The following is a 21304-nucleotide window of genomic DNA, read 5'->3' as shown; positions in this document are numbered from 1 at the left end:
GCGGCATGCGCGACTTCCTCCCCGCTGACAAGGCCCGCCGCGAGGGCGTCCTCGCCGTCATCCGTGAGCGCTACCGCGCGCACGGCTTCGACGAGATCGAGACGCCGGTCATGGAGGAGCACGCGCGGCTGCACGCCGGCATCGGCGGCGACAACGAGAAGCTCGCGTACAACGTGCTCAAGCGCGGTCTCGACGCCGATGCGATCCGGGCCGCGGCCGACGACCCGGCAGCGCTCACCGACCTCGGCCTGCGCTACGACCTCACCGTCCCTCTCGCGCGGTTCTACGCGAGCAACCGCGGACAGCTGCCGTCGGTCTTCCGGTCGATCCAGATCGCGCCGGTGTGGCGTGCCGAACGCCCCCAGAAGGGCCGCTACCGGCAGTTCGTGCAGTGCGACATCGACATCATCGGCGACGCGTCGGCGCGCGCCGAGGCCGAGCTCGCCGTCGCGACGCTCGACACGCTGGATGCGCTCGGCCTCGAGGGCGGCAGCATCCGCATCAACGACAGACGACTGCTGGATTGGATGCTGGATGACTTCGGCTTCGGCGCCGACGAGCGCCCCGGCGTCCTCATCACGATCGACAAGCTCGACAAGATCGGTCCTGACGGCATCGTGGCCGAACTGCGTGAGCGCGACGCGTCGGCGTCGGCGGTCGACGCGTTCGACGCCTTCCTGCGCCGCCCGCAGACGCTGGAGTACAACCCGTACGGCGAGCGCCAGATCCGCAAAGCCCTGCCCGAGGGCGCACCCGATGACATCGTCGCGCACCTCGTCGGAATCGGCGCGGCGGTGGCGGCCGCGCGCGGCGTCGACAGCCCGCTCGGCGACATCCCGCTCGTGTTCGACCCGTTCCTCGTGCGCGGCATGGGCTACTACACCGGCACGATCTTCGAGCTCGCCCACCCCTCGGTCGACTACTCGCTGGGCGGCGGCGGCCGCTACGACGGCATGATCGGCCGATTCCTCGGTCAGGACGTGCCCGCGGTCGGCTTCTCGATCGGCTTCGAGAGGATCGTCGACCTCGTCGCGGGTCGTGCGGATGCCGGCGCCGAGGCCGTCGTGCTGGTCCACGACCGCGACGTGACCGAGGGGGAGCTGCTCGCGCTCAAGGCCGCGCTCGTGCGACAGGGGTCCCGCGTGCGGCTGGAGCACCGCACGAAGAACCTCAAGGCCCTGCTGGAGCGCGCCGCCGCCGACGGCTACTCCGCGTTCGCGACGGTGTCGGCCGGCACCACGGCCGACGCGCTCGAGGTCAAGCCGCTCGCCTGATCCGGATGGCGCGGTAGGCCACGCCGACCGCGACCACGGCGACCCCGGCCGCTACGGACTGCCACGGCAGGGTCGCGGCCAGGACGAGGCATCCGATCCCTCCGATCACCTGCAGCGCCACCGGGTACCGCCGCGCGTCGCCGCGCTGCCGGAAGGCGGCGACGTTCGCGACGAAGTAGTACAGCAGCACGCCGAACGACGAGAAGCCGATCGCGCCGCGCAGGTCGACGAGCGCGACCAACGCGACGACGAGGGCGCCGGCGGTGAGCTCGGCGCGGTGCGGAACATGCCAGCGAGGGTGCACGCGGTCGAGGTACGCCGGCAGGTCGCGCTCGCGCGCCATCGCGAAAGCGGTGCGGCTGACGCCGGCGATGAGGGCGAGCAGGGCGCCCAGAGAGCCCGCGGCCGCTCCGACGCGCACGACGACGCCGATCCACTCCCAGCCCGAGCGCGCGGCCGCGTCGGCGACAGGCTCGGTGGATGCCGCGACCCCGGCTGGTCCGAGCGCCCCGAGCACCGCGACGGCGACGACGGCGTACACGGCGAGCGCGACGACGAACGCGATCACGATCGCACGCGGGATCACGCGCCGCGGCTCGCGCACCTCTTCGCCCATCGTGGCGATGCGCGCGTAGCCGGCGAAGGCGAAGAACAGCAGCCCCGCGGACTGCAGGACGCCGTACGCGCCCCCGGTCCACAGCGACCCGGGGGCGGACCCGTCCGAGAAGGCGCCGCCTGAGAATGCCGCGGTGACCGCGGCCCCGAGGGCGCCCAGGGTGATCACGACGATCACGCGCGCGGCGCCCGCTGTGCGGGTGACGCCGAACCAGTTCACGGCGGTGAGCGCGACGACCGCGCCGATCGCGACCGGGCGCTCCCAGCCGGCGGGTGCGGCGTACGCCGCGAACGTCAGCGCCATGGCCGCGCAGCTCGCGGTCTTGCCGACGACGAAGCCCCAGCCCGCGATGAATCCCCACCACGGACCGAGCTCCGCGCGTCCATAGGCGTACGCTCCTCCCGAGGTCGGGTGGGCGGCGGCGAGCTGCGCCGATGAGGTGGCGTTTCCGAACGCGACGACCGCGGCGATGGCAAGGCCGACGAGCAGACCCGTGCCGGCGGCATCCGCAGCCGGAGCCCAGACGGCGAACACGCCGGCGCCGACCATCGAGCCGAGGCCGATGAAGACGGCGTCGCCGAGGCCGAGCCGGCGCTGGAGTGCGGGAGGTGTCACGGGCCGAACCCTAGCGCGCCGAGGGGAACGGTCGGAGCTGCTCTCGCGCGGCCGGCGCGGATTGGCCAGGATGGGCGCATGACGACGCTGCAGATCCACACCGTTCTCGTGCCGTTCGGCCCCGCGACCGCGATCGAGCTGAGCGATGCCCAGGTCGACGAGCTGGGCGGCGGCAAGCGCGCCGCGGTCGTCGTCGCCGTGGGCGACAGCACCGCGCGGGTGCGCCTCGCCGTGATGGACGGCAAGAACGTCATCGGCCTCTCGAAGGCCGTTCGCGCCCAGCTCGGCGTCGACATCGGCGACGAGATCGACGCCACGGTCGCGCTCGACACGGCCGAGCGCGAGGTGGACGTGCCGGACGACCTCGCCGCCGCGCTGGAGGCTGCCGGGGTACGGGCGAGGTTCGACGCGCTGTCGTTCTCGCGCCGCAAGGAGCTGGCGCGCGGCGTCGCCGAGGCCAAGCGGCCCGATACCCGCGAGCGCCGCGTCGCCGCCGCCGTCGAGGGGCTCGCCGCGTCCTGACGACGGATGCCGGCGGCCGGGCGCACCGTCCCGTCACCGGCGTGACGGCATCCGTTCATCCGGGTGCGGTGGCATGGCCGCATGGCTCGCTCACGGGAGGTCGTGCCGCGCCCCGTCCTGGCGGGCGCCGCGGGGATCGCGATCGGGGCCGGGCTGGTCGTGCTGGGCGGCCGTGCGGTGCTGACCCGCCAGGCCGCGGTCGCCCGCCGCCGCATCGGCAAGCCTCTCGGCGAGGACGCCCTCGACGCCGACCGCGTGTGGGGCGGCCGCTTCGACGGACCGCCGCGCGAGCTCGTCGTGCTGGGCGACTCGATCGCCGCGGGTCTCGGCGCCGAGCGCTGCAAGGACACCCTGGGTGCCCGATTGGCCAAGGGTCTCGCCCGTGCCGAGCGTCGGCCGGTGCGGCTGCGGACGGCGGCGGTGGTCGGCGCCGAGACGTCGATGCTGGCGCCCCAGATCGACGCCCTGCCGCCCGGCTACCGCCCCGATGTCGCGGTGATCGTCGTCGGCGGCAACGACGTCACGCACCGTGTTCCCGTCTCGGCCTCGGTCGCGCAGCTCGAAGAGGCGATCGTGCGGCTGCAGGCGCGAGGCGCTGCCGTGGTCGTGGGCACGTGTCCTGACCTGTCGGCGCTGCGCCCCGTGCCGCAGCCGCTGCGGGCGCTGGGCGGGCGGCTCTCGCGACAGCTCGCCGCCGCCCAGGCCCAGGCCGCGCAGCGGCACGACGCGCACCCCGTGTCGCTGCGCCGTGCGGTGGGCCCGTTCTTCGTGACGCAGCCCGACGAGATGTTCAGCCTCGACCGCTTCCACCCGAGCGCCCTCGGCTACCGGCGCACCGCCGAGGCGCTGCTGCCCGCGGTGATCGCGGCACTGACCGACGGCGACGGGTGAGCAGCGACTCCCGCCTGTCGAACGGGAGTCGCCGCCGGGTCCGTGCGTCAGCTCGCGTACGAGGCCGCCCACTCCGCGACGCGGGCGGCGCTCTCCTGCTCGGACAGGTCCTCGACCCGGGTCATGATCGACCAGCGCACCCCGAAGGGGTCGCGCACGCTCGCGAACCGGTCGCCCGAGACGAACGTGGACGGCGCTTCGCGCACGGTGGCTCCGGCGGCGACGGCCCGCTGCGTCACGGTGTCGACGTCGGGCACGTAGATGCCGATGGAGTAGCAGTCCTCATCGCCCTCGGGCGCGGGCACCAGCCCGTACTCCGGCGAGGGCTCGCCGAGCTGCAGGATGCCGAGTCCGAAGTCCAGCCCCGCGTGGACGACGAGGCCGCCGACCTCGGTGACGTCCGTCACCCGCGCGCCGAACACGTCGCGGTAGAAGTCGATGGCCTCCTTCGCGCGGCGGATCGCGAGGAAGGGGGTGAGGGTGGTCGCCCCGTTCGGGCGGCCGTCGGTCGTGTGGACACCGGTCGCGCCGGTGGTGCTGTCTGCGGTCATGCTCCGATCGTCGCGGAGGGAGGGATGCCGCGGCTTGCAGATTCGCGACAACCTCTGCTGCCGCGACCGAGGCCTGTCCGAGCACCCCGCTAGCGTTGCCGCGTGACCGACCCCAACCGCGGTGTGCTCTACCCCGACCGCCTTCCGCACTTCACGCGGCTGCCGCCCGGGGAGGCGGCATCTGATCTCGTGGAGTGGTACTGGATCCCGCAGTGGGACCTGCCCGAGGGCGTCGAGTCGCGGCAGGCGGTGCTGTCGTACCCGGCGGCGAACCTCGCCGTCGAACCCGACGGCGTGACGCTGTGGGGAGTCACGACGCGCGCGGGCGAGCGTGTGCTGCGGGGGAGCGGTTGGGCGGTGGGGGCGCTGCTGAGGCCGGCCGCGCTCGCGCAGCTCACGGCGGCCCCGGCGTCGCTGGCGGACCAGCACATCGTGCTCGACGAGCCGGCGCTGCAGTCGGCCGTCGTCGCCGCGATGCCGGACGTGCAGGCGGCGGTCGCCATCGTCGAGGCGTGGCTCGTCGCGCGGGTGGGCGTCGTCACGCCCGAGGCGCGGCTCGCCAACGCGATGGCCGAGCTGCTGATGACGGACCCGACGACGCTGCGCCTGGACGATGCCGCCGAGCGTCTGCGCGTATCGGCGCGCACGCTGCAGCGGCTCGCGCATCGCACCGTGGGGCTGTCGCCGGCGGCCATGATCCGCCGTCGGCGCCTGCAGGAGGCGGCGCAGCGCGTGCGTGACGATCCGTCGGCCTCTCTCGCCGCGATCGCCGCGGACCTCGGCTATGCCGACCAGGCGCACCTCGCGAACGACTTCCGCAGGATGCTGGGGTTCACGCCGTCCGACTATCGCGGCGAGCGCTGACCGTCACACTGCGGCGGCCGCGGTCACCCGCTTCTTCTCGCGCACGTAGACCTCTCGGCGGACGCGGGCCACGACATCGCCCGCCGCGTCGGTGATGTCGGTCTCGAACCACTCCAGCACCTTCGCGCCGCCGCGGGCGCGCTCGCGCAGCTCGTCGGCCTTCTCGCGCGGCACCTCGAAGCGTGCCGTGAGCACGCCGCGGCCCGGCTTGACGAACTCGATCTCGCCGCGGGTGTCCCACACCACATAGTCCCGCCCGAGCTGGTGCATCACGAGCATGAAGTAGTAGGGGTCCGTCATCGCCGACATCGACCCGCCGAACGCGGTCTTCACGTAGTTGCGGGTGAACAGGTTGACGTGCAGCTCGACGGTGGCGCTCGTCCAGTCCGCCGAGAAGCGCCTCACGCGGATGCCGCTGAACAGGTTGGGGATCCACAGGCTCATGCCGACGGCGAGGCGGCGGGGAGTGACGCGCATGGGCCCCAGCATGGCCGACGCCCTCCGTGTGGTCCCAGTCGATTGGCGACTGTGCACAATTGTTCTACTTGTCATAGAATAAGTGTGTGCTGGTGCGAATCGATACGGAGAGCGATGCGCCGCTGTTCGCGCAGATCGCGGCCTCGGTGAGGGCGGACGCGGCGGCGGGCCGACTGCGCGCGGGCGATCGTCTTCCCGCAGCCCGCGACATCGCCGCCGCGCTCGGCGTCAACGTCCACACCGTGCTCCACGCCTACCAGGACCTCCGCGACGAAGGCCTCGTCGAGCTTCGCCGGGGGAGGGGTGCGGTCGTGACCGCGCAGGCCGAGGCGCTGCAGTCGCTCCACCACGACATCCGCGATCTCGTCGCCCGGGCGAGGGGGGCAGGGCTGTCGCCCGACGCCCTCGCCGCCCTGGTGCGAGAAGCCGGCCGCGACGAACACAAGGAGCACCGATGACCGCTGAACCCGACTCGCGAACCGGCGTCGACGACGCCGTGAGCGCCGAGCCCGCCGCCACCGCCGCTCCGAGTCCGGCCCCTGACACGGCGGTGCGTTGGCCGGCCGTCATCGCGTTCGTGCTGCTGGCCTGCGGTCTCGCGTGGGCCGTCGCGCTCCCGCTGTGGCTGGGCGAGGGGCTGCGCTCGCCGTTCGCCGGTCTTGTGCTCCCCGCCATGATGCTCACACCCGCCGCGGCGGCCCTCGTCGTGGTCTTCGCGTTCCGCGTCCCGGCGCGCGGTCGCGCGCGGTTCCTCGGACTGTGGCCGCTGCGGCCTGCCGGGCGGTTCGTCCTGTTCCTCGCTCTCGCTCTCGTGGTGCCCGTCCTGGTCGTGGTCGCCACCGCATTGCTCGCCGGCGCGCTCGGCCTCGTCCGTCTCGACCTCGTGGGATTCTCCGGCTACGCCGCGCAGCTCGCCGCGAGCGTTCCCGCCGGCTCGGCGCTGCCACCGGTGGCGCTGCTCGTCGCGCTGCAGTTCGTCGCGCTGCCGATGGGCGCCGTCGTCAACAGCGTGCTGGCACTGGGGGAGGAGCTCGGCTGGCGCGGCTGGCTGCAGACCGCGCTGCTGCCGCTCGGCACGTGGCCGGCTCTTCTCCTCACGGGCGTGGTCTGGGGCCTGTGGCACGCGCCGGTGATCCTGCTCGGGTACAACTTCGCGCGTCCCGACGTCGTCGGCGTGCTGCTCATGGTCGGCGGATGCGTGGCCTGGGGCGTGCTCTTCGGGTGGCTGCGGCTGCGCAGCGCATCGCTCTGGCCCGCGGTGCTCGCGCACGGCTCGCTCAACGCGGTCGGCGGGATCGTCTTCGTCCTCGTGGCCGCCGGCACCACGCCGGACCTCGGGCTCGTGGGCCCGCTGGGCGTCGCCTCATGGGCCGTGCTCGCGGTCGTGGTGGGCGTCATCGTCCTCATCCGCCAGTTCCGTCCCGGGGCGCTCGCCGCGCCGCGCACGCCCGCCGTCACTCCCACCGAAGGAGAACCCCGATGACCCGCTCCGACCTCCCCGTCCGACGCTTCCTGCTCGCGGGGGTATGGCTTCCCGTCGTGCTCGTCGCCGCGGGCGTGGTCGTCCAGCTGATCGCGCTCCCGCAGCTGCCGGCGACCGTCGCGGTGCACTGGAACGCCGCCGGCGAGGCGGACGGCTTCGCGCCGGCCTGGACTCAGCCCCTCATGACGGTGCTGTTCGGCCTCGGTCTGCCTCTTCTCATGGCATTCACGTCGCTCGGCGGTCTGCGACGCGGCGATCGCGGGCCGACGTATCGCCTGATGGGCGCGAGCGCTGCCGCGGTGTCGGCGCTGGTCACCGTCGCCCTCACCGGGACCCTCGTGATGCAGGTCGGGCTGGACGACGCGTCGCAGGCGCCCACGGTGTGGGCTCCGCTCGTCGCGTCGCTGGTCGTGGCGGCCGTCGTGGGCGTGGTCGCCTGGTTCCTGCAGCCGAGGACGGAATCGATGGATGCCGCCACCCGCCCGGTCGCGCCGCTCGCCCTCGGTCCGCACGAGCGCGTCCTCTGGATGAGGACGATCGCGATGACGACGGGCGCCGCCGTGCTGATCGTCGCGGCCGTGCTGCTGGTCGCGGTCGGCGCCGTGGTGGCGTGGGTGACCGGCGCGGAGCCCGCGATCGCGTGGCTGCTCACCGGTGTCGCCGTGATCCTGGTCTTCTTCGCGGCGACGACGCTCGCCTTCCACGTGCGCGTCGACGACAGCGGTCTTCAGGTCGTGTCGGTCCTCGGCTTCCCGCGGTTCCGCGTGCCACTCGGCGACGTCGACTCGGCCGCCCATGTGCTCGTCAACCCGATGGGGGAGTTCGGCGGGTGGGGCATGCGGATCGCGCCGCAGGGCCGCCGCTTCGGGATCGTGCTGCGCACTGGCGAGGCGCTCGAGGTCACGCGGCGCAACGGCCGCCGGTTCGTCGTGACGGTCGACGACGCCGCGACGGCCGCGGCGCTGCTGGAGGCCCTCGTGCAGCGGAGCGCCGCGAGGTCTTGACGCCCGCCGCGGCGCCGGTTTTGCTGGGGGCATGGCTGACCCGACCCCTGACACCTGGCGCCGCGTCGACGCCTACCTGACCGAGCTTCTCGTGGGGCACGATCCCGGCCTGGAGCGCGCGGTCGAAGACCAGAACGACGCGGGGCTGCCGGCGATCGAGGTCGCGCCGGTCAACGGCAAGCTGCTGCACCTGCTCGCCCGCATGTCGGGTGCGCGGCGCGTGCTCGAGATCGGCACGCTCGGCGCCTATTCGACGATCTGGCTCGCGCGCGCCGTCCCCGAGGATGGGCGCGTCGTGACGATCGAGGCCGAACCCCGCAACGCCGAGATCGCCCGCGCGAACCTCGACCGCGCCGGCGTCGGCGGCAAGGTCGAGATCCGGCTGGGGCGCGGCGCCGACGTGCTGCCGACGCTCGAGGGCGGCGAGCCGTTCGACCTCGTCTTCATCGACGCCGACAAGGAATCCAACACGATCTACCTCGACTGGGCGGCGCGGCTCGGCCGACCGGGCACCGTGGTGATGGTCGACAACGCGGTGCGCGGCGGCGAGATCGCCAACCCCGCGACCGAGAATCCGCAGATCATCGGCGTGCAGCGCGGGCTCGAGATGCTCGGCCGCGATCCCCGATTCGACGCGACGGCTCTGCAGACGCTCGACGCCAAGGGCTACGACGGGATCGCGCTGGCACTGGTCGTGTGACCCACGTGGTGACGATGGATGCCTCGGCCGCCGGCATCCCCGTCACGAGACGTGCCGGTTCAGTAGGCTGGGACCGGACCGACGAAGCTCCGACGATTCATCCTCCACGAACAAGGAGACCCCTGTGGCACTGATCGAGGCTGTAGGCGCGCGCGAGATCCTCGACTCGCGCGGAAACCCGACCGTCGAGGTGGAGGTGCTGCTCGACGACGGGACCGTCCAGCGCGCGGCCGTCCCCTCCGGCGCGTCGACCGGCGCATTCGAGGCGTACGAGCTGCGCGACGGCGACAAGGGCCGTTACGGCGGCAAGGGCGTCCTGAAGGCGATCGACGCCGTCATCGACGAGCTCGGCCCCGCCATCGAGGGCGTCGACGCGAGCGAGCAGCGCATCGTGGACGAGATCCTCAACGAGACCGACGGCACCTCCAACAAGGAGCGCACCGGCGCGAACGCGATCCTCGGGGTCTCGCTCGCGGTCGCCAAGGCCGCCGCCGATGCGGCCGACCTGCCGCTGTTCCGCTACCTCGGCGGGCCCAACGCGCACGTCCTGCCCGTGCCGCTGTTCAACGTCATCAACGGCGGCGAGCACGCCGACAACGGCATCGACTTCCAGGAGTTCTTCCTGGCCCCCATCGGCGCCGAGACGTACCGCGAGTCCCTGCGCTGGGGCACCGAGGTCTACCACGTCCTCAAGGGCGAGCTGAAGGCCGCCGGCTACGCGACGGGCCTCGGTGACGAGGGCGGCTTCGCCCCCGACCTCCCCAGCAACCGCGAGGGCCTCGACTTCCTCATCAAGGCGATCGAGAAGGCCGGCTTCACGCCGGGCACCGACGTGGCCGTCGGCCTCGACGTCGCCGCCACGGAGTTCTTCAAGGACGGCGTGTACACGGTCGAGGGCCAGGCCTGGTCGGCCGAGAAGCTGACCGACTACTTCTCGGACCTCGTCGACAACTACCCGATCGTCACGATCGAGGACGCCCTCGCCGAGGACGACTGGGACGCGTGGAAGGCCCTCACCGACAAGCTCGGCAAGAAGGTCCAGCTCGTCGGCGACGACCTGTTCGTCACCAACCCCGAGCGTCTGCAGCGCGGCATCGACCTGGGCGTCGCCAACGCGCTGCTGGTCAAGGTGAACCAGATCGGCACCCTCACCGAGACGCTCGACGCGGTGGCCCTGGCGACTCAGAACGGCTACCGCTCGATGCTGTCGCACCGCTCGGGTGAGACCGAGGACACGACCATCGCCGACCTCGCCGTCGCCGTGAACTGCGGTCAGATCAAGACCGGCGCGCCCGCTCGCAGCGAGCGTGTCGCGAAATACAATCAGCTTCTGCGCATCGAGGAAGAGCTCGGCGACGCCGCGGTCTTCGCGGGTCGCGGAGCGTTCCCCCGGTTCAAGGGCTGACGCGCAGCACGACTGCAGTTGACGACCGCACCGCGAAGCGGTCTGCGAACGGGAGGGGGAGCCGTGGCCAAGAGACCGGCGGCTCCCCCTTCCCGTCCCTCCGGATCGCCGGCGTCCCCGCGGACCGTTGACCGCCGACGCCCGGTGGCCGGTCGGCGCCCCGTCGACGTGCGCGGCTGGCTCGGCGGCATCCGGCTGTCCGGCTTCATGGTGATCATGCTGGGGCTCGTCGTCCTCGCGGCGTTCGTGCTCGTGCCGACGATCGGCACCTACGTCGACCAGCGGCAGCAGATCGCGGCGCTCGAGGCCGCCGTCGAGCTCAGCCGCGATGAGGTGGCCGATCTCGAGGCGCAGCGGGATCGCTGGCAGGACCCGGCGTACATCACCACGCAGGCACGCGAGCGTCTGTACTACGTCAAGCCCGGCGAGGTGGTGTACCTCGTCGACAACGATCTGCCGCCCGAGCTCGAGCCGCAGGAGCAGGCGCCGGTCAGCGACCAGGTCGAGGCGGCGCACACCGACTGGATGTCGCGGCTGGTGCGCTCGGTGACCGAGGCGGGCTTGGCGCAGACCGTCGCCCCGCTCGGGTTCGGCGTCCCCGACGGCACGCCCACCGACACGCCGACGGGCCCCGCCCCGACGGACACGTCCGGAGACGCGCCGACGCCGTGAATCGCGGGTGAGACGCTGTTGCGGGGTGTCACGGTCCAGGCTCGTCCCAGGCGGCCCCGATAGCCTGGGATCGTGACGACTCCGCCCTTCCCCCCTGTCAGCGACGCCGACCTCGCCGTGCTTCGCGAGCAGCTGGGCCGGCCCGCCCGCGGGGTCCTCGGCATCGCCGCGCGCTGCGTCTGCGGCAATCCCACCGTGGTGGCGACGTCTCCGCGGCTGCCCGACGGGTCGCCGTTCCCCACGTTCTACTACCTCACGCACCCCGCCGCGACCGCGGCGATGTCGACGCTCGAAGCCGACCACGTGATGCGCGAGCTCTCGGACGAGCTCGCCGATGAAGAGGTCGCCGCGGCCTACCTCCGCGCGCACGAGGCCTACCTGCGCGACCGGGCCGCATACGGCGAGGTCGAAGAGATCGACGGCATCTCGGCGGGCGGCATGCCCACCCGCGTCAAGTGCCTGCACGCGCTGGCCGGGCACGCGCTGGCGGCCGGCCCCGGGGTGAACCCCATCGGCGACCGGGCGCTCCAGCTGTCGTCGTGGTCGCCCGAGCGCTGCGTGTGCGCCCAGCCGGGTACGGCCGGATGACGCGTCGCCTCCTGGCAGCTCTCGCCTCGGCCGCCGTCGCGACGACCCTCGTCGTGGGCGTTCCGGCGATGGCCCAGGCGGTGACGCCGAACCCCACGCCCCCCTCGAGCTCCGGCGAGGACGAGGTGCGCAAGGCGCAGTACTGGCTCGATGACTACGGCATCGCCGAGGCGTGGCAGACCACGCGTGGCGAGGGCGTCAAGATCGCGATCATCGACACCGGCATCGGCCGCGCCCCGGCCGAGTTCGACGGCGCCGTCGCCGCCGGCACCGACGTGTCGGGCGTCGGCTCGTCGGACGGCCGCACCCCGGTCGGCGCGGTCGACGCCGACCACGGCAGCTGGGTCGCCTCGCTCGCCGCGGGACGCGGCACCGGCCCCGAGACCGGCGTGATCGGCGTGGCGCCCGAGGCTCAGCTGCTGGCGGTGTCGGTCGGATTCGGCTCGTCGGCGACCCGTTCGTTCGCCGACCAGATCGTCGACGCGATCCACTGGTCGGTCGACCACGGCGCCGACGTCATCAACATGTCGCTCACCACGAACGTGCCGGACTGGCCCGAGAGCTGGGACGAGGCGTTCCAGTACGCGTTCGACCACGACGTCGTGGTCGTCGTCGCAGCCGGCAACCGGGGGAGCGGCACGACCCGCGTGGGCGCACCGGCGACCATTCCGGGGGTCTTGACGGTCGGGGGTGTCGACCGAGCCGGCAAGGCGAGCGTCGACGCCTCGACCCAGGGCATCACGATCGGCGTCACCGCGCCGAGCGAAGAGCTCGTCGGCGTCTCGCCCGACGGCACGGTGGTCTCGTGGGACGGCACCAGCGGCGCCGCGCCCATCGTGGCGGGCATCGCCGCGCTCGTGCGTGCCGCGCATCCCGATCTCGACGCCGACAACGTCATCAACCGGATCGTCAAGACCGCGCATCCGGTGGGCGCCGATCCCGCCGACAAGCTGCTGTACGGCTTCGGACTGGTGGATGCCGCAGCCGCCGTGTCAGCGGATGTCGCGCGTGTCGACGCCAATCCGATGGGGAGCCTCAAGGACTGGGTGCGCCTGTACCGCCGGGCGCAGTCGCAGCCGCAGCCGACCGAATCGGCGGCATCCGTCGAGGTGCCGCCGCTGCCGAAGGCCGACACCGTCACACGCGCGTCATCGCCGCTCCTGCCGGACCGCGACACCGTCCTCTACGGGACCCTGCCGCTCACCTTGCTCACGGCGGCCGCTATACTGGTGGCGCTCGGCGTCACCGCTGCTGTCCGACGCATCCGATTGGCGTCCCGCACGCCGAGCCGCTGACACAGGAGGAGTACTCCAAACCGTGACCAACACCGTGCCCAAGATCCTCATCGTCGGTGGCGGATACGCAGGCTTCTACACGGCCTGGAAGCTTGAGAAGCACCTGCGCAAGGGCGAGGCGGACGTGACGATCGTCGATCCGCTGCCCTACATGACCTATCAGCCGTTCCTCCCCGAGGTCGCTGCCGGCTCGATCGAGGCGCGCCACGCGGTCGTGGCGCTGCGTCGCCACCTCAAGCGCACGCATGTCGTCGCCGCGAAGGTGACCGGCATCGACCACGCTCACAAGACGGCGACCATCACCCCGATCGCGGGCGAGCCCTACGAGTTCGAGTACGACCAGATCGTCGTCACCGCCGGCGCCGTGTCGCGCACCTTCCCGATCCCGGGCATCGCCGACAACGCGATCGGCCTGAAGACGATCGAAGAGGCGGTCGCGATCCGCGACAAGCTCATGTCGAACTTCGACAAGGCGTCGACGCTTCCCCCCGGGCCCGAGCGCGACCGCCTGCTGACGGTCGTCGTGGTCGGCGGCGGCTTCGCCGGCATCGAGGTGTTCGCCGAGCTGCGCTCGCTCGCGTCGTCGCTGGTCAAGAGCTACCCGCAGATCACGTTCGAAGACACGCACTTCCACCTGATCGAGGCGATGGGCCGGATCATGCCCGAGGTCTCGCTCAAGACGAGCGAGTGGGTGCTGAAGAACCTCGCCAAGCGCGGGGCGTCGGTCCACCTCGACACGCAGGTGCAGGGTGCGGTCGACGGCAACATCCAGCTGTCCACCGGCGAGGTCATCCCGACCGACCTGATCATCTGGACGGCCGGTGTCATGGCCAACCCGACCGTGGTCCGCGGCGGCGACCTGCCCGTCGAGGAGCGTGGCCGCATCCGCACCCGCGCCGACCTGCGCGTGGGCACCGAGGACGAGTTCGTCGAGGGCGCCTGGGCTGCCGGTGACGTCTCGGCTGTGCCCGATCTGTCGGGCGGCGGCGTCGGCGGGTACTGCGTGCCCAACGCGCAGCACGCCGTCCGCCAGGCGAAGCTCCTCGCGAAGAACCTGGTCGCGGTGCTCCGCGGCGAGCTTCCGCGTCAGTACTTCCACAAGAACCTCGGCGCGGTCGCAGGACTCGGTCTGTGGGTCGGCGTCTTCCAGTCCGGCAACCTGGCGCTGAAGGGCTGGATCGCGTGGCTCGCCCACCGCGGCTACCACGGCCTGGCCATGCCGTCCTGGGAGCGCAAGTGGCGCGTCCTGTGGGGCTGGTGGAACAACTTCTGGCTGGGTCGCGACCTCGTCAACCTGTCGACGGTGCAGAATCCTCGCTACGTCTTCGAGGAGTTCGCCGCACGTCCGCGTCCGGTCCCGCCCGTCGAGGCTCCGGCCGAGCCGGCCGCGCCGGCCAAGAAGGCGCCGGTCCGTGCGCCCCGCAAGACCGCTGCGCAGAAGGCGGCGGAGGCGGCGGAGGCCGAGAAGGTCGCCGCGAAGTAAAGTCGCACGGGTACCGCAGGCTCGTCTGAGAAGATGAGCCTGCGGCATTCGCGTCTGCGCGGACGGCGTCGGCCCCCGTAGCCCAATGGCAGAGGCAGGCGACTTAAAATCGCTTCAGTCTGGGTTCGAGTCCCAGCGGGGGCACCCGTGGTCCCTCTCGATCTCTCATGTGATCAGCGATAAACTTCGTGAAATCGGCGAAGGAGCCTGATATGACCGAGCAGAACGCGGCCCCCCAGACCGCTCCGCCCCGGGAGCCTCGCAAGAGCGGCTGGTTGTGGAAGTTCACGGCGCTCATGCTGGGCGCACCGCCGCTCGCCGTCTACGGCGCCGAAGAAGAGATCGAGGCAGAGCGCGCGGCACGGTCGGCCGACTGAACACGTGCCCGCGGCGCGGGTGTCACCGTCCGCCGCGGAACGCGTCAGGAGAGGGCGCGCGGTGGCCCTACGCTAGAGCAATGCGCGCGCACCCGAAGCGAGCCGTATGAGTCTCGATCTGCTGTCCATGCCCACGGCGACGAAGCCGTGGACCGAATCCGCGTCCTACTGGGGCGCCATGAGCCGTGCCGTCGATGAGGTGAGCGGCCCCGTCGCCGCGATCAATCTCGAGGCCCTCCGCTACAACGCCCTCGATCTCGTCGTCCGTGCCGGCGGCGTGCCGATCCGCGTCGCCAGCAAGTCCGTCCGCGTGCGGGAGGTGCTCGACGCCGTGCTGGCGCTGCCCGGCTACCACGGCATTCTCGCGTTCACGCTGCCCGAGGCTCTGTGGCTCGCACAGGACCGCGACGGAGTACGCGGGATCGACGACATCGTCCTCGGCTATCCGACCGTCGACCGAGCCGCGATCGCGGCACTCGCAGCCGACGAGGTCGCCTCCTCGCGCATCACGCTCATGGTCGACGACCTCGCACAGCTCGACCTCGTGGACGCGGTCGCCGCCCCGGGGACGCGCCCCGAGATCCGCGTGGCCATCGATGCCGACGCCTCGTGGCGCGCGCCCGGGCTCGGCCACATCGGCGTCTTCCGCTCGCCGGTGCACGAGGCGTCCGAGGTCGCGGCGCTCGCCCGCTCGATCGCGGCTCGCGACGGCTTCCGGCTGGTCGGGCTCATGATGTACGAGGCGCAGATCGCTGGGCAGGGCGACGCCACGGGATCGGGCGACGCCATGATCCGATGGATGCAGCGGCGCTCCGGGGCGGAGCTTCTGGACCGCCGTGCGGCCATCGTGTCGGCCCTGCGGGACATCGCCCCCCTCGAGTTCGTCAACGGCGGCGGCACGGGATCCCTCGAGCTGACGGCATCCGATCAATCCGTCACCGAGCTGACGGCCGGCAGCGGGCTGCTGGCGGGCCATCTCTTCGACGGCTACCGCGCCTTCGACCCCGCGCCGGCTGCGGCGTTCGCGCTGGAGGTCGTCCGCAAGCCGTCGCCCGACATCGCCACCGTCCTCGGCGGCGGATGGATCGCATCGGGGCCCGCCCTCGAGTCGCGGCAGCCGCGCGCCGTGTGGCCCGAAGGGCTGCGCATGGCTCCCCGAGAAGGTGCGGGCGAAGTGCAGACGCCGCTGCGCGGCGACGCTTCGCGGGCGCTGAAGGTAGGCGACCGGGTGTGGTTCCGCCACTCGAAGAGCGGCGAGCTCGCCGAACGCGTCGATCGGTACCACGTGGTCGACGGCAGCAGTCTTGTGGGGACGATCGCGACGTATCGCGGCGAAGGGAAGGCATTTCTGTGACCCGTCCAGGCGGAGTGTGGCGCAACTGGGGGCGCTCGGAATCTGTCAGGCCGCAGCGGATCGAATTCCCGCGCACGGTCGAGGCCGTGCAGCGGGCTGTGACGGCCGCGGCGGCGCGACGGATGCCGATCAAGGCAGTGGGCGCCGGGCACAGCTTCACCGGCATCGCCGTGGCACCGGGAGTGCTGCTGGAGCTGAGGGATCTCACCGGGCTCGTGTCGGTCGATCGCGAGCGCGGTCGCGTGACCCTGCTGGCGGGGACGCGTCTGCATCAGGTGCCGGCGCTGCTGGCGCCGCACGGGCTAGCGATGGAGAACCTCGGCGACATCGACCGTCAGTCGATCGCCGGCGCGATCTCGACCGGCACGCACGGAACGGGCGCGAGATTCGGCGGGATCGCAGCGCAGGTCGTCGGCGCGGCGCTGGTGACGGCGTCAGGGGATCTGCTGCGGATCGACGAGCACGAGAACCGCGAGCTGCTCCCGGCCGTGTCGCTCGGCCTGGGCGCGCTCGGCATCCTCGTCGAGGTCACATTGCAGTGCGTGCCGGCATTCGTGATCCATGCCGTGGAGCAGCCGGAGGCCCTCGACACCGTGCTGTCAGGGCTCGACGACCGTGTCGCGGCCGCCGACCACTTCGAGTTCTACTGGTTCCCGCACACCGACCGCGCGATGACGAAGACCAACACGCGGCTCCCGGAATCGGCGCCGCGCCACCCGCTCTCGCCCGTGGGCAAGTGGGTGGACGACACGCTCGTCGGGAGTGGGCTGCACCAGGTCGCGTGCACGGCGGGCACGCTCGTTCCTGCGCTGGTCCCGCCCATCAACCGGCTGTCGGCGAAGGTCTGGGGCGACCGCGAGTTCACGGATGCCTCTGCTCGCGTGTTCGCCACGAGCAGGTCCGTGCGGTTCCGGGAGATGGAGTACGCGCTGCCCGTCGAGAACGTGCGGCCGGCGTTCGACGCCGTCCGGGCACTGATCTCGGACCGCGGCTGGCGCATCGGCTTTCCCGTCGAGGTGCGATTCGCGGCACCGGACGACCGCTGGCTGTCGACGGCACACGGGCGTGCGTCAGGCTACATCGCGGTGCACCGCTACTGGCGGGACGATCCCACCGAGTACTTCGCAGCGGTCGAGCAGATCATGCTCGGCTTCGGCGGGCGACCCCACTGGGGCAAGATGCACACGCTCGGCGCGGACGCGCTCCGCGAACGATACCCGCGGTTCGACGATTTCACGGCGCTGAGGGATCGGCTCGACCCGGAGCGTCTGTTCCGCAACGCGTATCTCGACCGCGTCCTCGGTGGGTAACGGCTGAGAGTACGCATCGCGGCTCAGTCGGGGTGCGTGTGCGTCGATAGGATGAGGGCACTATCGAACGGAGACTCGGCAATGGAATGGCTGATTCCAGTCCTCATCGTGGTGGCGCTGATCGTCATCGCCGGCATCTACCTCTGGGCGACGTACAACTCCCTCGTCCAGCTGAACGTGCGCGTCGATGAGGCGTGGAGCGACATCACGGTGCAGCTGAAGCGCCGGGCCGACCTGCTGCCGAACCTCATCGAGGCCGTGAAGGGCTACGCCGCCCACGAGAAGGCCGTGTTCGAGAACGTCACCCGTGCGCGCGCCGAGACCCTGTCGGCAGCCGGTCCTGCCGACGCGGGTGTGGCCGAAGGTCACATGCAGCAGGCGCTGAAGTCGCTGTTCGCCGTCGCCGAGGCCTACCCGCAGCTGCAGGCCAGCCAGAACTTCCTGCAGCTCCAGCAGTCGATCGTCGACACCGAAGACAAGATCCAGGCTTCACGCCGCTTCTACAACGGCGGCGTACGCGAGCTCAACACCAAGATCAAGGTGTTCCCGAACAACATGTTCGCGCGCAACCTGGGCTTCCACGAGCGCGAGTTCTTCGAGGTCATCGACGGAGCCGCGATCTCGGAGCCGCCCCGCGTGCAGTTCTGACGCGGCTCCGATCAATGCGAGCGCCAGCGAGCGTTGATGCGAGCCGGGTCAGGGTTGAGCGAGCGAAGCGAGTCGAAGCCTCTCAGTCGGGCATGTCGGCTCTGAGCGCTAGCGTCGAGCCATGGTGCATCGGCTGACGCGAGAACAGGCCCGCCGCATCGCCCTCGACGGCCAGCTGCTGACCTCTGAGCGTCCCTCGGGGATCGTCGAGACGATCGATGCCCTGACGATCCTGCCGATCGATCCGACCTCGGCGATCGCGCCGAGCGTCGATCTCATCCTGTGGAGCCGGCTCGGCTGGCCCTATTCGCCCGCCGACCTCGTGCGCCTGTTCGAAGAGGACCGCGCCGTGTTCGAGTGGGGCGGCTTCTATCGAGCGATGACCGACCTGCCGCTGCTGCTGCCCGAGATGCGGCGTCGGCCCGAGTCCGTCCGCGCCCGAGAATGGCTCGCGGCGAACGACTCGTTTCGCCGTGAAGCCCTGGCGAGACTTCGCGCCGAGGGGCCGCTGCATCCCTCCGACATCCCCGATACCGCACAGGTGTCGTGGCGATCGTCCGGCTGGACCGACAATCGCAACAGCCAGCAGCTCATGGAGATGCTCGCGCTGTGCGGTGACGTCGCGGTCTCGTCGAGAGACGCCGCCGGTCGGCTGTACGACGTCGCGGATCGTGTCTATCCGGCGGACGTTCCGCAGCTCTCCGACGAGGATGCCGCCCGTGAGCGCGGGGAGCGGCGCCTGGCCTCGCTCGGCATCGCGCGTGCCAAGGGGCTCGCCCAGCCGATCGAGCCCATCGGAGCGGGCGAGCTGGGAGAGGAGGCGGTGGTGGAGGGGCTCGACGGCGTCTGGCGCGTGGACCCGGAGGCGCTCGAGCATGTCGACGCCTTCCCGCCGCGCACGGCGTTGCTTTCGCCGCTCGACCGGGCGGTGTTCGACCGCCGCCGCCTCGAAGAGCTGTTCGGCTACGAGTACATCCTCGAGATGTACAAGCCGGCCGCGAAGCGGCGGTGGGGATACTTCGCGCTGCCGATCCTGCACGGCGACCGCTTCGTCGGAAAGCTCGACGCGAAAGCAGACCGCAAGGCCGGTGTGCTGCGCGTCTTCGCCGTCCACGAGGACGAACCGTTCGACGACACGACCCGCTCCGCCGTCGAGGACGAGATCCGGGACCTCGCCCGCTGGCTCGAGCTCGCGCCGGTTGGTGTGGGTTTCGGCTGATCGTGCCTAACGCACGCTGACGACGATCCGGCCGTCCTCATCGTCGATGTCGCCACGCAGCGTCCAGGTGTCGGTGCGATAGGTGAACGTGGCCGTCGCGCCATCGCGTGTCGTACCGGTGACCGTGGCGACGAGCACCCCTCCGGTCGCGTCGAACGAGCTGCTGTCGGGCGAGATCGCGACGGTCGGACGCTGCTCGATGCGAAAGGCGACTCCGGTGAGCTCCGCGAGGTCGGCCGCCCACGGGATGACGATGCCGCAGTGGTCCGGCACCGTGGTCGCAGGCTGCGTGCAGGCGTCCGCGTACGCGTGGAGCTGGCGCTCCACGGCCGTCGGGAGGTCGACAGCGGGCTGGGCGGACGGCGTGACGGTCGACGACGCGGCGGTCGTGGGTGCGGCGGGCCTGGGCTGGTCCGCCGACACCAGCCACCAGGCGACGCCGGCGAGCACGAGCACCACCGCGCCGGCGAGAACGCCTCCGACGATCACGCTGCGCTTCACGCCTGCAACGTTAACCCGTGAGTTCCTCGGCGGCGAGCTCGCCGGCGTCGGGCTCGTCGTCGGCGAGCGGGACGGGTGCCGACGGCCCGGCCTCATGCCTCGTCGCCTCGGGGAGCACGAGCGCGAGATCTGCTGTCGCGTCGCCCCACTGCGAGACCGAGATCTGCTCCAGCCCCTGCCAGGAGGCCGCCAGCCGCAGCTGATCCGCGAGGAGCGTCGCCGCCTCCTGAGGGCGCGAGGGCTCCCACCATGCCGACTGCACCCGCAGAGTCGAGGCGGCTCGATCGGCTTTCAGATCGACGCGGCCGACGATGTCGTCGCCGATGAGGACGGGCAGCGAGTAGTACCCGTACCGCCGCTTGGGTGCGGGCGTGTAGATCTCGATGCGGTACTCGAAGTCGAACAGTCGTTCAGCCCGGTCGCGGAACCACACGACCGGGTCGAAGGGCGTGAGGATCGCCGCCGCGTCGATGCGCCGCGGCACCGTCGCGTCGCGGTGCATCCACGCCGGCGACGGGCGCCCGGCGCTCGTCCACCCTTCTACCGTGACCGGCTGAAGCTCGCCGGCGTCGACGAGATCGCCGACGGCCGCCAGCACGGCCTTGCGGTCGGCGATGCGCCAGTAGTCGGCGAGGTCTGCGGCCGTCGAGACGCCGTACGCGCGTGCGGCGCGGGAGACGAGCTCGCGCACGGCGTCCTCGCGCGCGATGTCGGCGTTGAGGGCCTCCTCCGGGATGACCTGCCCGGCCAGCGCGTAGCGTCGTTCGAAGCCGCGCCGTCCGGCGATGGCGACCTCGCCGAAGAGCCACAGGTGCTCCAGTGCGTGCTTGACCACGTCCCAGTCCCACCACGGGCCGCGGGCGCCCTTCTTCGCATCGTGCTCGATCTGCGCGGGCCGCAGCGGGCCGCGATCTGCGAGCTCTGCACGCACCCAGTCGACGATGTCGCGGTTCGTGTCGAACCACCCGCCGGGCTTGCTGCCGTACTTGTCGCGCAGCGCGTCCATGCGGAAGCGGAAGAGGCCCCAGTCCGCTGCCGGGATGAAGGCCGCCACGTGCGCCCAGTACTCGACGTACGGCGCGCGCCGGGCGAACAGCAGGCGGTCGAGGGCCCGGGGGTCGTACGCGCCCACTCGGGCGAACAGCGGCATGTAGTGCGAGCGCGCGAAGACGTTGACGGAATCGATCTGCAGCGTCGCCATGCGCATGAGCGCGGCGTTGAGCTGACGGGTGCCGGCGACGTCGGGGCGCGGCCGGGCGAACCCCTGGGCGGCGAGCGCGACCCGCCGGGCTTCTGCGGCGCTGAGTGTGGACCTCACGGGCGCCACAGTAGTCGTGACCTCCGACACTTCGGCAGGCTCAGCGCATCGCACTTCGGCAGGCTCAGCGCATCGCACTTCGGCAGGCTCAGCGCATCGCACTTCGGCAGGCTCAGCGCATCGCACGGCGGGGACTC

At 71.7% G+C, this 21304-nt stretch carries 23 protein-coding genes and 1 tRNA gene; 19 read left to right on the top strand and 5 right to left on the bottom strand.

All coding sequences use genetic code 11. The features are described 5' to 3' along the window. Positions 1–5: 5 nt before the first annotated feature. Positions 6–1274, top strand: a complete 1269-nt coding sequence (gene hisS, locus IF188_RS11870; RefSeq protein WP_224751806.1) for a histidine--tRNA ligase — start codon at positions 6–8, stop codon at positions 1272–1274. Here the strand turns inward: hisS and IF188_RS11865 are convergent. Next, positions 1258–2505, bottom strand: a complete 1248-nt coding sequence (locus tag IF188_RS11865) for an APC family permease (protein ID WP_191172016.1) — start codon at positions 2503–2505, stop codon at positions 1258–1260. The two genes, hisS and IF188_RS11865, sit on opposite strands and share 17 nt — an antisense overlap. Before the next feature lie 78 nt (positions 2506–2583). Between IF188_RS11865 and IF188_RS11860 the strand changes: the two genes are divergently transcribed. Both IF188_RS11860 and IF188_RS11855 read left to right on the top strand, forming a co-directional pair. Further along, the gene (locus IF188_RS11860) at positions 2584–3027 is read left to right on the top strand and encodes a YdeI/OmpD-associated family protein (RefSeq protein WP_191172015.1); all 444 of its coding nucleotides are present in this window, start codon (positions 2584–2586) and stop codon (positions 3025–3027) included. Between the two features lie 81 nt (positions 3028–3108). Continuing rightward, entirely contained in the window at positions 3109–3918 is an 810-nt protein-coding gene (locus IF188_RS11855) for an SGNH/GDSL hydrolase family protein (protein ID WP_191172014.1), read from the top strand. A 47-nt stretch (positions 3919–3965) separates the two neighbouring features. On the opposite strand, the gene IF188_RS11850 is transcribed toward IF188_RS11855, so the two are convergent. Further along, positions 3966–4469, bottom strand: coding sequence for a VOC family protein (locus IF188_RS11850; RefSeq protein WP_191172013.1), 504 nt, complete (start codon positions 4467–4469; stop codon positions 3966–3968). A 102-nt stretch (positions 4470–4571) separates the two neighbouring features. On the opposite strand from IF188_RS11850, the gene IF188_RS11845 reads away from it, so the two are divergent. Further along, positions 4572–5333 carry a helix-turn-helix domain-containing protein gene (locus tag IF188_RS11845; protein ID WP_191172012.1) on the top strand — a complete coding sequence of 254 codons (762 nt, stop codon included), beginning with the start codon at positions 4572–4574 and terminating at the stop codon, positions 5331–5333. A 3-nt stretch (positions 5334–5336) separates the two neighbouring features. On the opposite strand, the gene IF188_RS11840 is transcribed toward IF188_RS11845, so the two are convergent. Continuing rightward, positions 5337–5810, bottom strand: coding sequence for a DUF4442 domain-containing protein (locus tag IF188_RS11840; protein ID WP_191172011.1), 474 nt, complete (start codon positions 5808–5810; stop codon positions 5337–5339). Between the two features lie 86 nt (positions 5811–5896). Between IF188_RS11840 and IF188_RS11835 the strand changes: the two genes are divergently transcribed. The 15 genes from IF188_RS11835 to IF188_RS11765 all read left to right on the top strand — a co-directional run bounded on the left by IF188_RS11835 (position 5897) and on the right by IF188_RS11765 (position 19348). Beyond that, a complete protein-coding gene (locus IF188_RS11835; protein ID WP_191172010.1) occupies positions 5897–6268 on the top strand; it encodes a GntR family transcriptional regulator in 372 nt (123 codons plus the stop codon). Next, the gene (locus tag IF188_RS11830; protein WP_191172009.1) at positions 6265–7293 is read left to right on the top strand and encodes a CPBP family intramembrane glutamic endopeptidase; all 1029 of its coding nucleotides are present in this window, start codon (positions 6265–6267) and stop codon (positions 7291–7293) included. Before IF188_RS11835 ends, IF188_RS11830 begins: the two co-directional genes overlap by 4 nt. Beyond that, entirely contained in the window at positions 7290–8297 is a 1008-nt protein-coding gene (locus tag IF188_RS11825; protein WP_191172008.1) for a DUF1648 domain-containing protein, read from the top strand. The genes IF188_RS11830 and IF188_RS11825 overlap by 4 nt, the downstream gene beginning before the upstream one ends. Positions 8298–8328: 31 nt before the next feature. After that, positions 8329–8997: an O-methyltransferase gene (locus IF188_RS11820; RefSeq protein WP_191172007.1), complete on the top strand. Its 669-nt coding sequence runs from the start codon at positions 8329–8331 to the stop codon at positions 8995–8997. A 124-nt stretch (positions 8998–9121) separates the two neighbouring features. After that, entirely contained in the window at positions 9122–10402 is a 1281-nt protein-coding gene (gene eno, locus IF188_RS11815) for a phosphopyruvate hydratase (protein ID WP_191172006.1), read from the top strand. A gap of 144 nt (positions 10403–10546) precedes the next feature. Further along, positions 10547–11074, top strand: a complete 528-nt coding sequence (locus IF188_RS11810; protein ID WP_191172005.1) for an FtsB family cell division protein — start codon at positions 10547–10549, stop codon at positions 11072–11074. Between the two features lie 72 nt (positions 11075–11146). Beyond that, positions 11147–11662, top strand: a complete 516-nt coding sequence (locus tag IF188_RS11805) for a DUF501 domain-containing protein (RefSeq protein ID WP_191172004.1) — start codon at positions 11147–11149, stop codon at positions 11660–11662. Further along, positions 11659–12957 (top strand): S8 family peptidase, encoded by a 1299-nt coding sequence (locus IF188_RS11800; RefSeq protein ID WP_191172003.1) that lies wholly within the window; start codon positions 11659–11661, stop codon positions 12955–12957. Before IF188_RS11805 ends, IF188_RS11800 begins: the two co-directional genes overlap by 4 nt. Positions 12958–12991: 34 nt before the next feature. Next, positions 12992–14440, top strand: coding sequence for an NAD(P)/FAD-dependent oxidoreductase (locus IF188_RS11795; RefSeq protein ID WP_191172162.1), 1449 nt, complete (start codon positions 12992–12994; stop codon positions 14438–14440). 71 nt (positions 14441–14511) lie between these two features. After that, a tRNA-Leu gene (locus tag IF188_RS11790) sits at positions 14512–14584 on the top strand. 68 nt (positions 14585–14652) lie between these two features. Next, a complete protein-coding gene (locus IF188_RS11785) occupies positions 14653–14817 on the top strand; it encodes a hypothetical protein (protein ID WP_191172002.1) in 165 nt (54 codons plus the stop codon). Positions 14818–14923: 106 nt separating this feature from the next. After that, positions 14924–16171 (top strand): alanine racemase, encoded by a 1248-nt coding sequence (locus IF188_RS11780; protein ID WP_191172001.1) that lies wholly within the window; start codon positions 14924–14926, stop codon positions 16169–16171. After that, positions 16168–17481, top strand: a complete 1314-nt coding sequence (locus IF188_RS11775; protein WP_191172000.1) for a D-arabinono-1,4-lactone oxidase — start codon at positions 16168–16170, stop codon at positions 17479–17481. The genes IF188_RS11780 and IF188_RS11775 overlap by 4 nt, the downstream gene beginning before the upstream one ends. Positions 17482–17562: 81 nt before the next feature. Next, a complete protein-coding gene (locus IF188_RS11770) occupies positions 17563–18129 on the top strand; it encodes a LemA family protein (protein WP_191171999.1) in 567 nt (188 codons plus the stop codon). Between the two features lie 121 nt (positions 18130–18250). After that, positions 18251–19348, top strand: a complete 1098-nt coding sequence (locus IF188_RS11765; protein WP_191171998.1) for a DNA glycosylase AlkZ-like family protein — start codon at positions 18251–18253, stop codon at positions 19346–19348. Positions 19349–19354: 6 nt separating this feature from the next. Here IF188_RS11765 and IF188_RS11760 read toward each other — a convergent pair whose 3' ends face one another. Beyond that, complete coding sequence (locus tag IF188_RS11760; protein WP_191171997.1) at positions 19355–19849, bottom strand: flagellar basal body-associated FliL family protein; 495 nt, start codon at positions 19847–19849, stop codon at positions 19355–19357. A 10-nt stretch (positions 19850–19859) separates the two neighbouring features. Beyond that, positions 19860–21167 (bottom strand): winged helix-turn-helix domain-containing protein, encoded by a 1308-nt coding sequence (locus IF188_RS11755; protein WP_191171996.1) that lies wholly within the window; start codon positions 21165–21167, stop codon positions 19860–19862. Between the last annotated feature and the right edge of the window lie 137 nt (positions 21168–21304).

The sequence above is a fragment of the Microbacterium helvum genome (assembly GCF_014779795.1).
GTDB classification, from domain to species: domain Bacteria; phylum Actinomycetota; class Actinomycetes; order Actinomycetales; family Microbacteriaceae; genus Microbacterium; species Microbacterium helvum.
The sequence above is the reverse complement of the archived record's forward strand: the minus strand, read 5'-3'. Positions and strand labels throughout refer to the sequence as shown.

Bases quoted from the DNA above. Each gene is read 5' to 3' on its own strand.
- IF188_RS11770 (WP_191171999.1), top strand. From the start codon at position 17,563: ATGGAATGGCTGATTCCAGTCCTCATCGTGGTGGCGCTGATCGTCATC.
- IF188_RS11800 (WP_191172003.1), top strand. From the start codon at position 11,659: ATGACGCGTCGCCTCCTGGCAGCTCTCGCCTCGGCCGCCGTCGCGACG.
- IF188_RS11855 (WP_191172014.1), top strand. From the start codon at position 3,109: ATGGCTCGCTCACGGGAGGTCGTGCCGCGCCCCGTCCTGGCGGGCGCC.
- IF188_RS11820 (WP_191172007.1), top strand. From the start codon at position 8,329: ATGGCTGACCCGACCCCTGACACCTGGCGCCGCGTCGACGCCTACCTG.
- IF188_RS11785 (WP_191172002.1), top strand. From the start codon at position 14,653: ATGACCGAGCAGAACGCGGCCCCCCAGACCGCTCCGCCCCGGGAGCCT.
- IF188_RS11840 (WP_191172011.1), bottom strand. From the start codon at position 5,810: ATGCGCGTCACTCCCCGCCGCCTCGCCGTCGGCATGAGCCTGTGGATC.
- IF188_RS11850 (WP_191172013.1), bottom strand. From the start codon at position 4,469: ATGACCGCAGACAGCACCACCGGCGCGACCGGTGTCCACACGACCGAC.
- IF188_RS11780 (WP_191172001.1), top strand. From the start codon at position 14,924: ATGAGTCTCGATCTGCTGTCCATGCCCACGGCGACGAAGCCGTGGACC.
- IF188_RS11825 (WP_191172008.1), top strand. From the start codon at position 7,290: ATGACCCGCTCCGACCTCCCCGTCCGACGCTTCCTGCTCGCGGGGGTA.
- IF188_RS11830 (WP_191172009.1), top strand. From the start codon at position 6,265: ATGACCGCTGAACCCGACTCGCGAACCGGCGTCGACGACGCCGTGAGC.
- IF188_RS11860 (WP_191172015.1), top strand. From the start codon at position 2,584: ATGACGACGCTGCAGATCCACACCGTTCTCGTGCCGTTCGGCCCCGCG.
- IF188_RS11765 (WP_191171998.1), top strand. From the start codon at position 18,251: ATGGTGCATCGGCTGACGCGAGAACAGGCCCGCCGCATCGCCCTCGAC.
- hisS (WP_224751806.1), top strand. From the start codon at position 6: ATGCGCGACTTCCTCCCCGCTGACAAGGCCCGCCGCGAGGGCGTCCTC.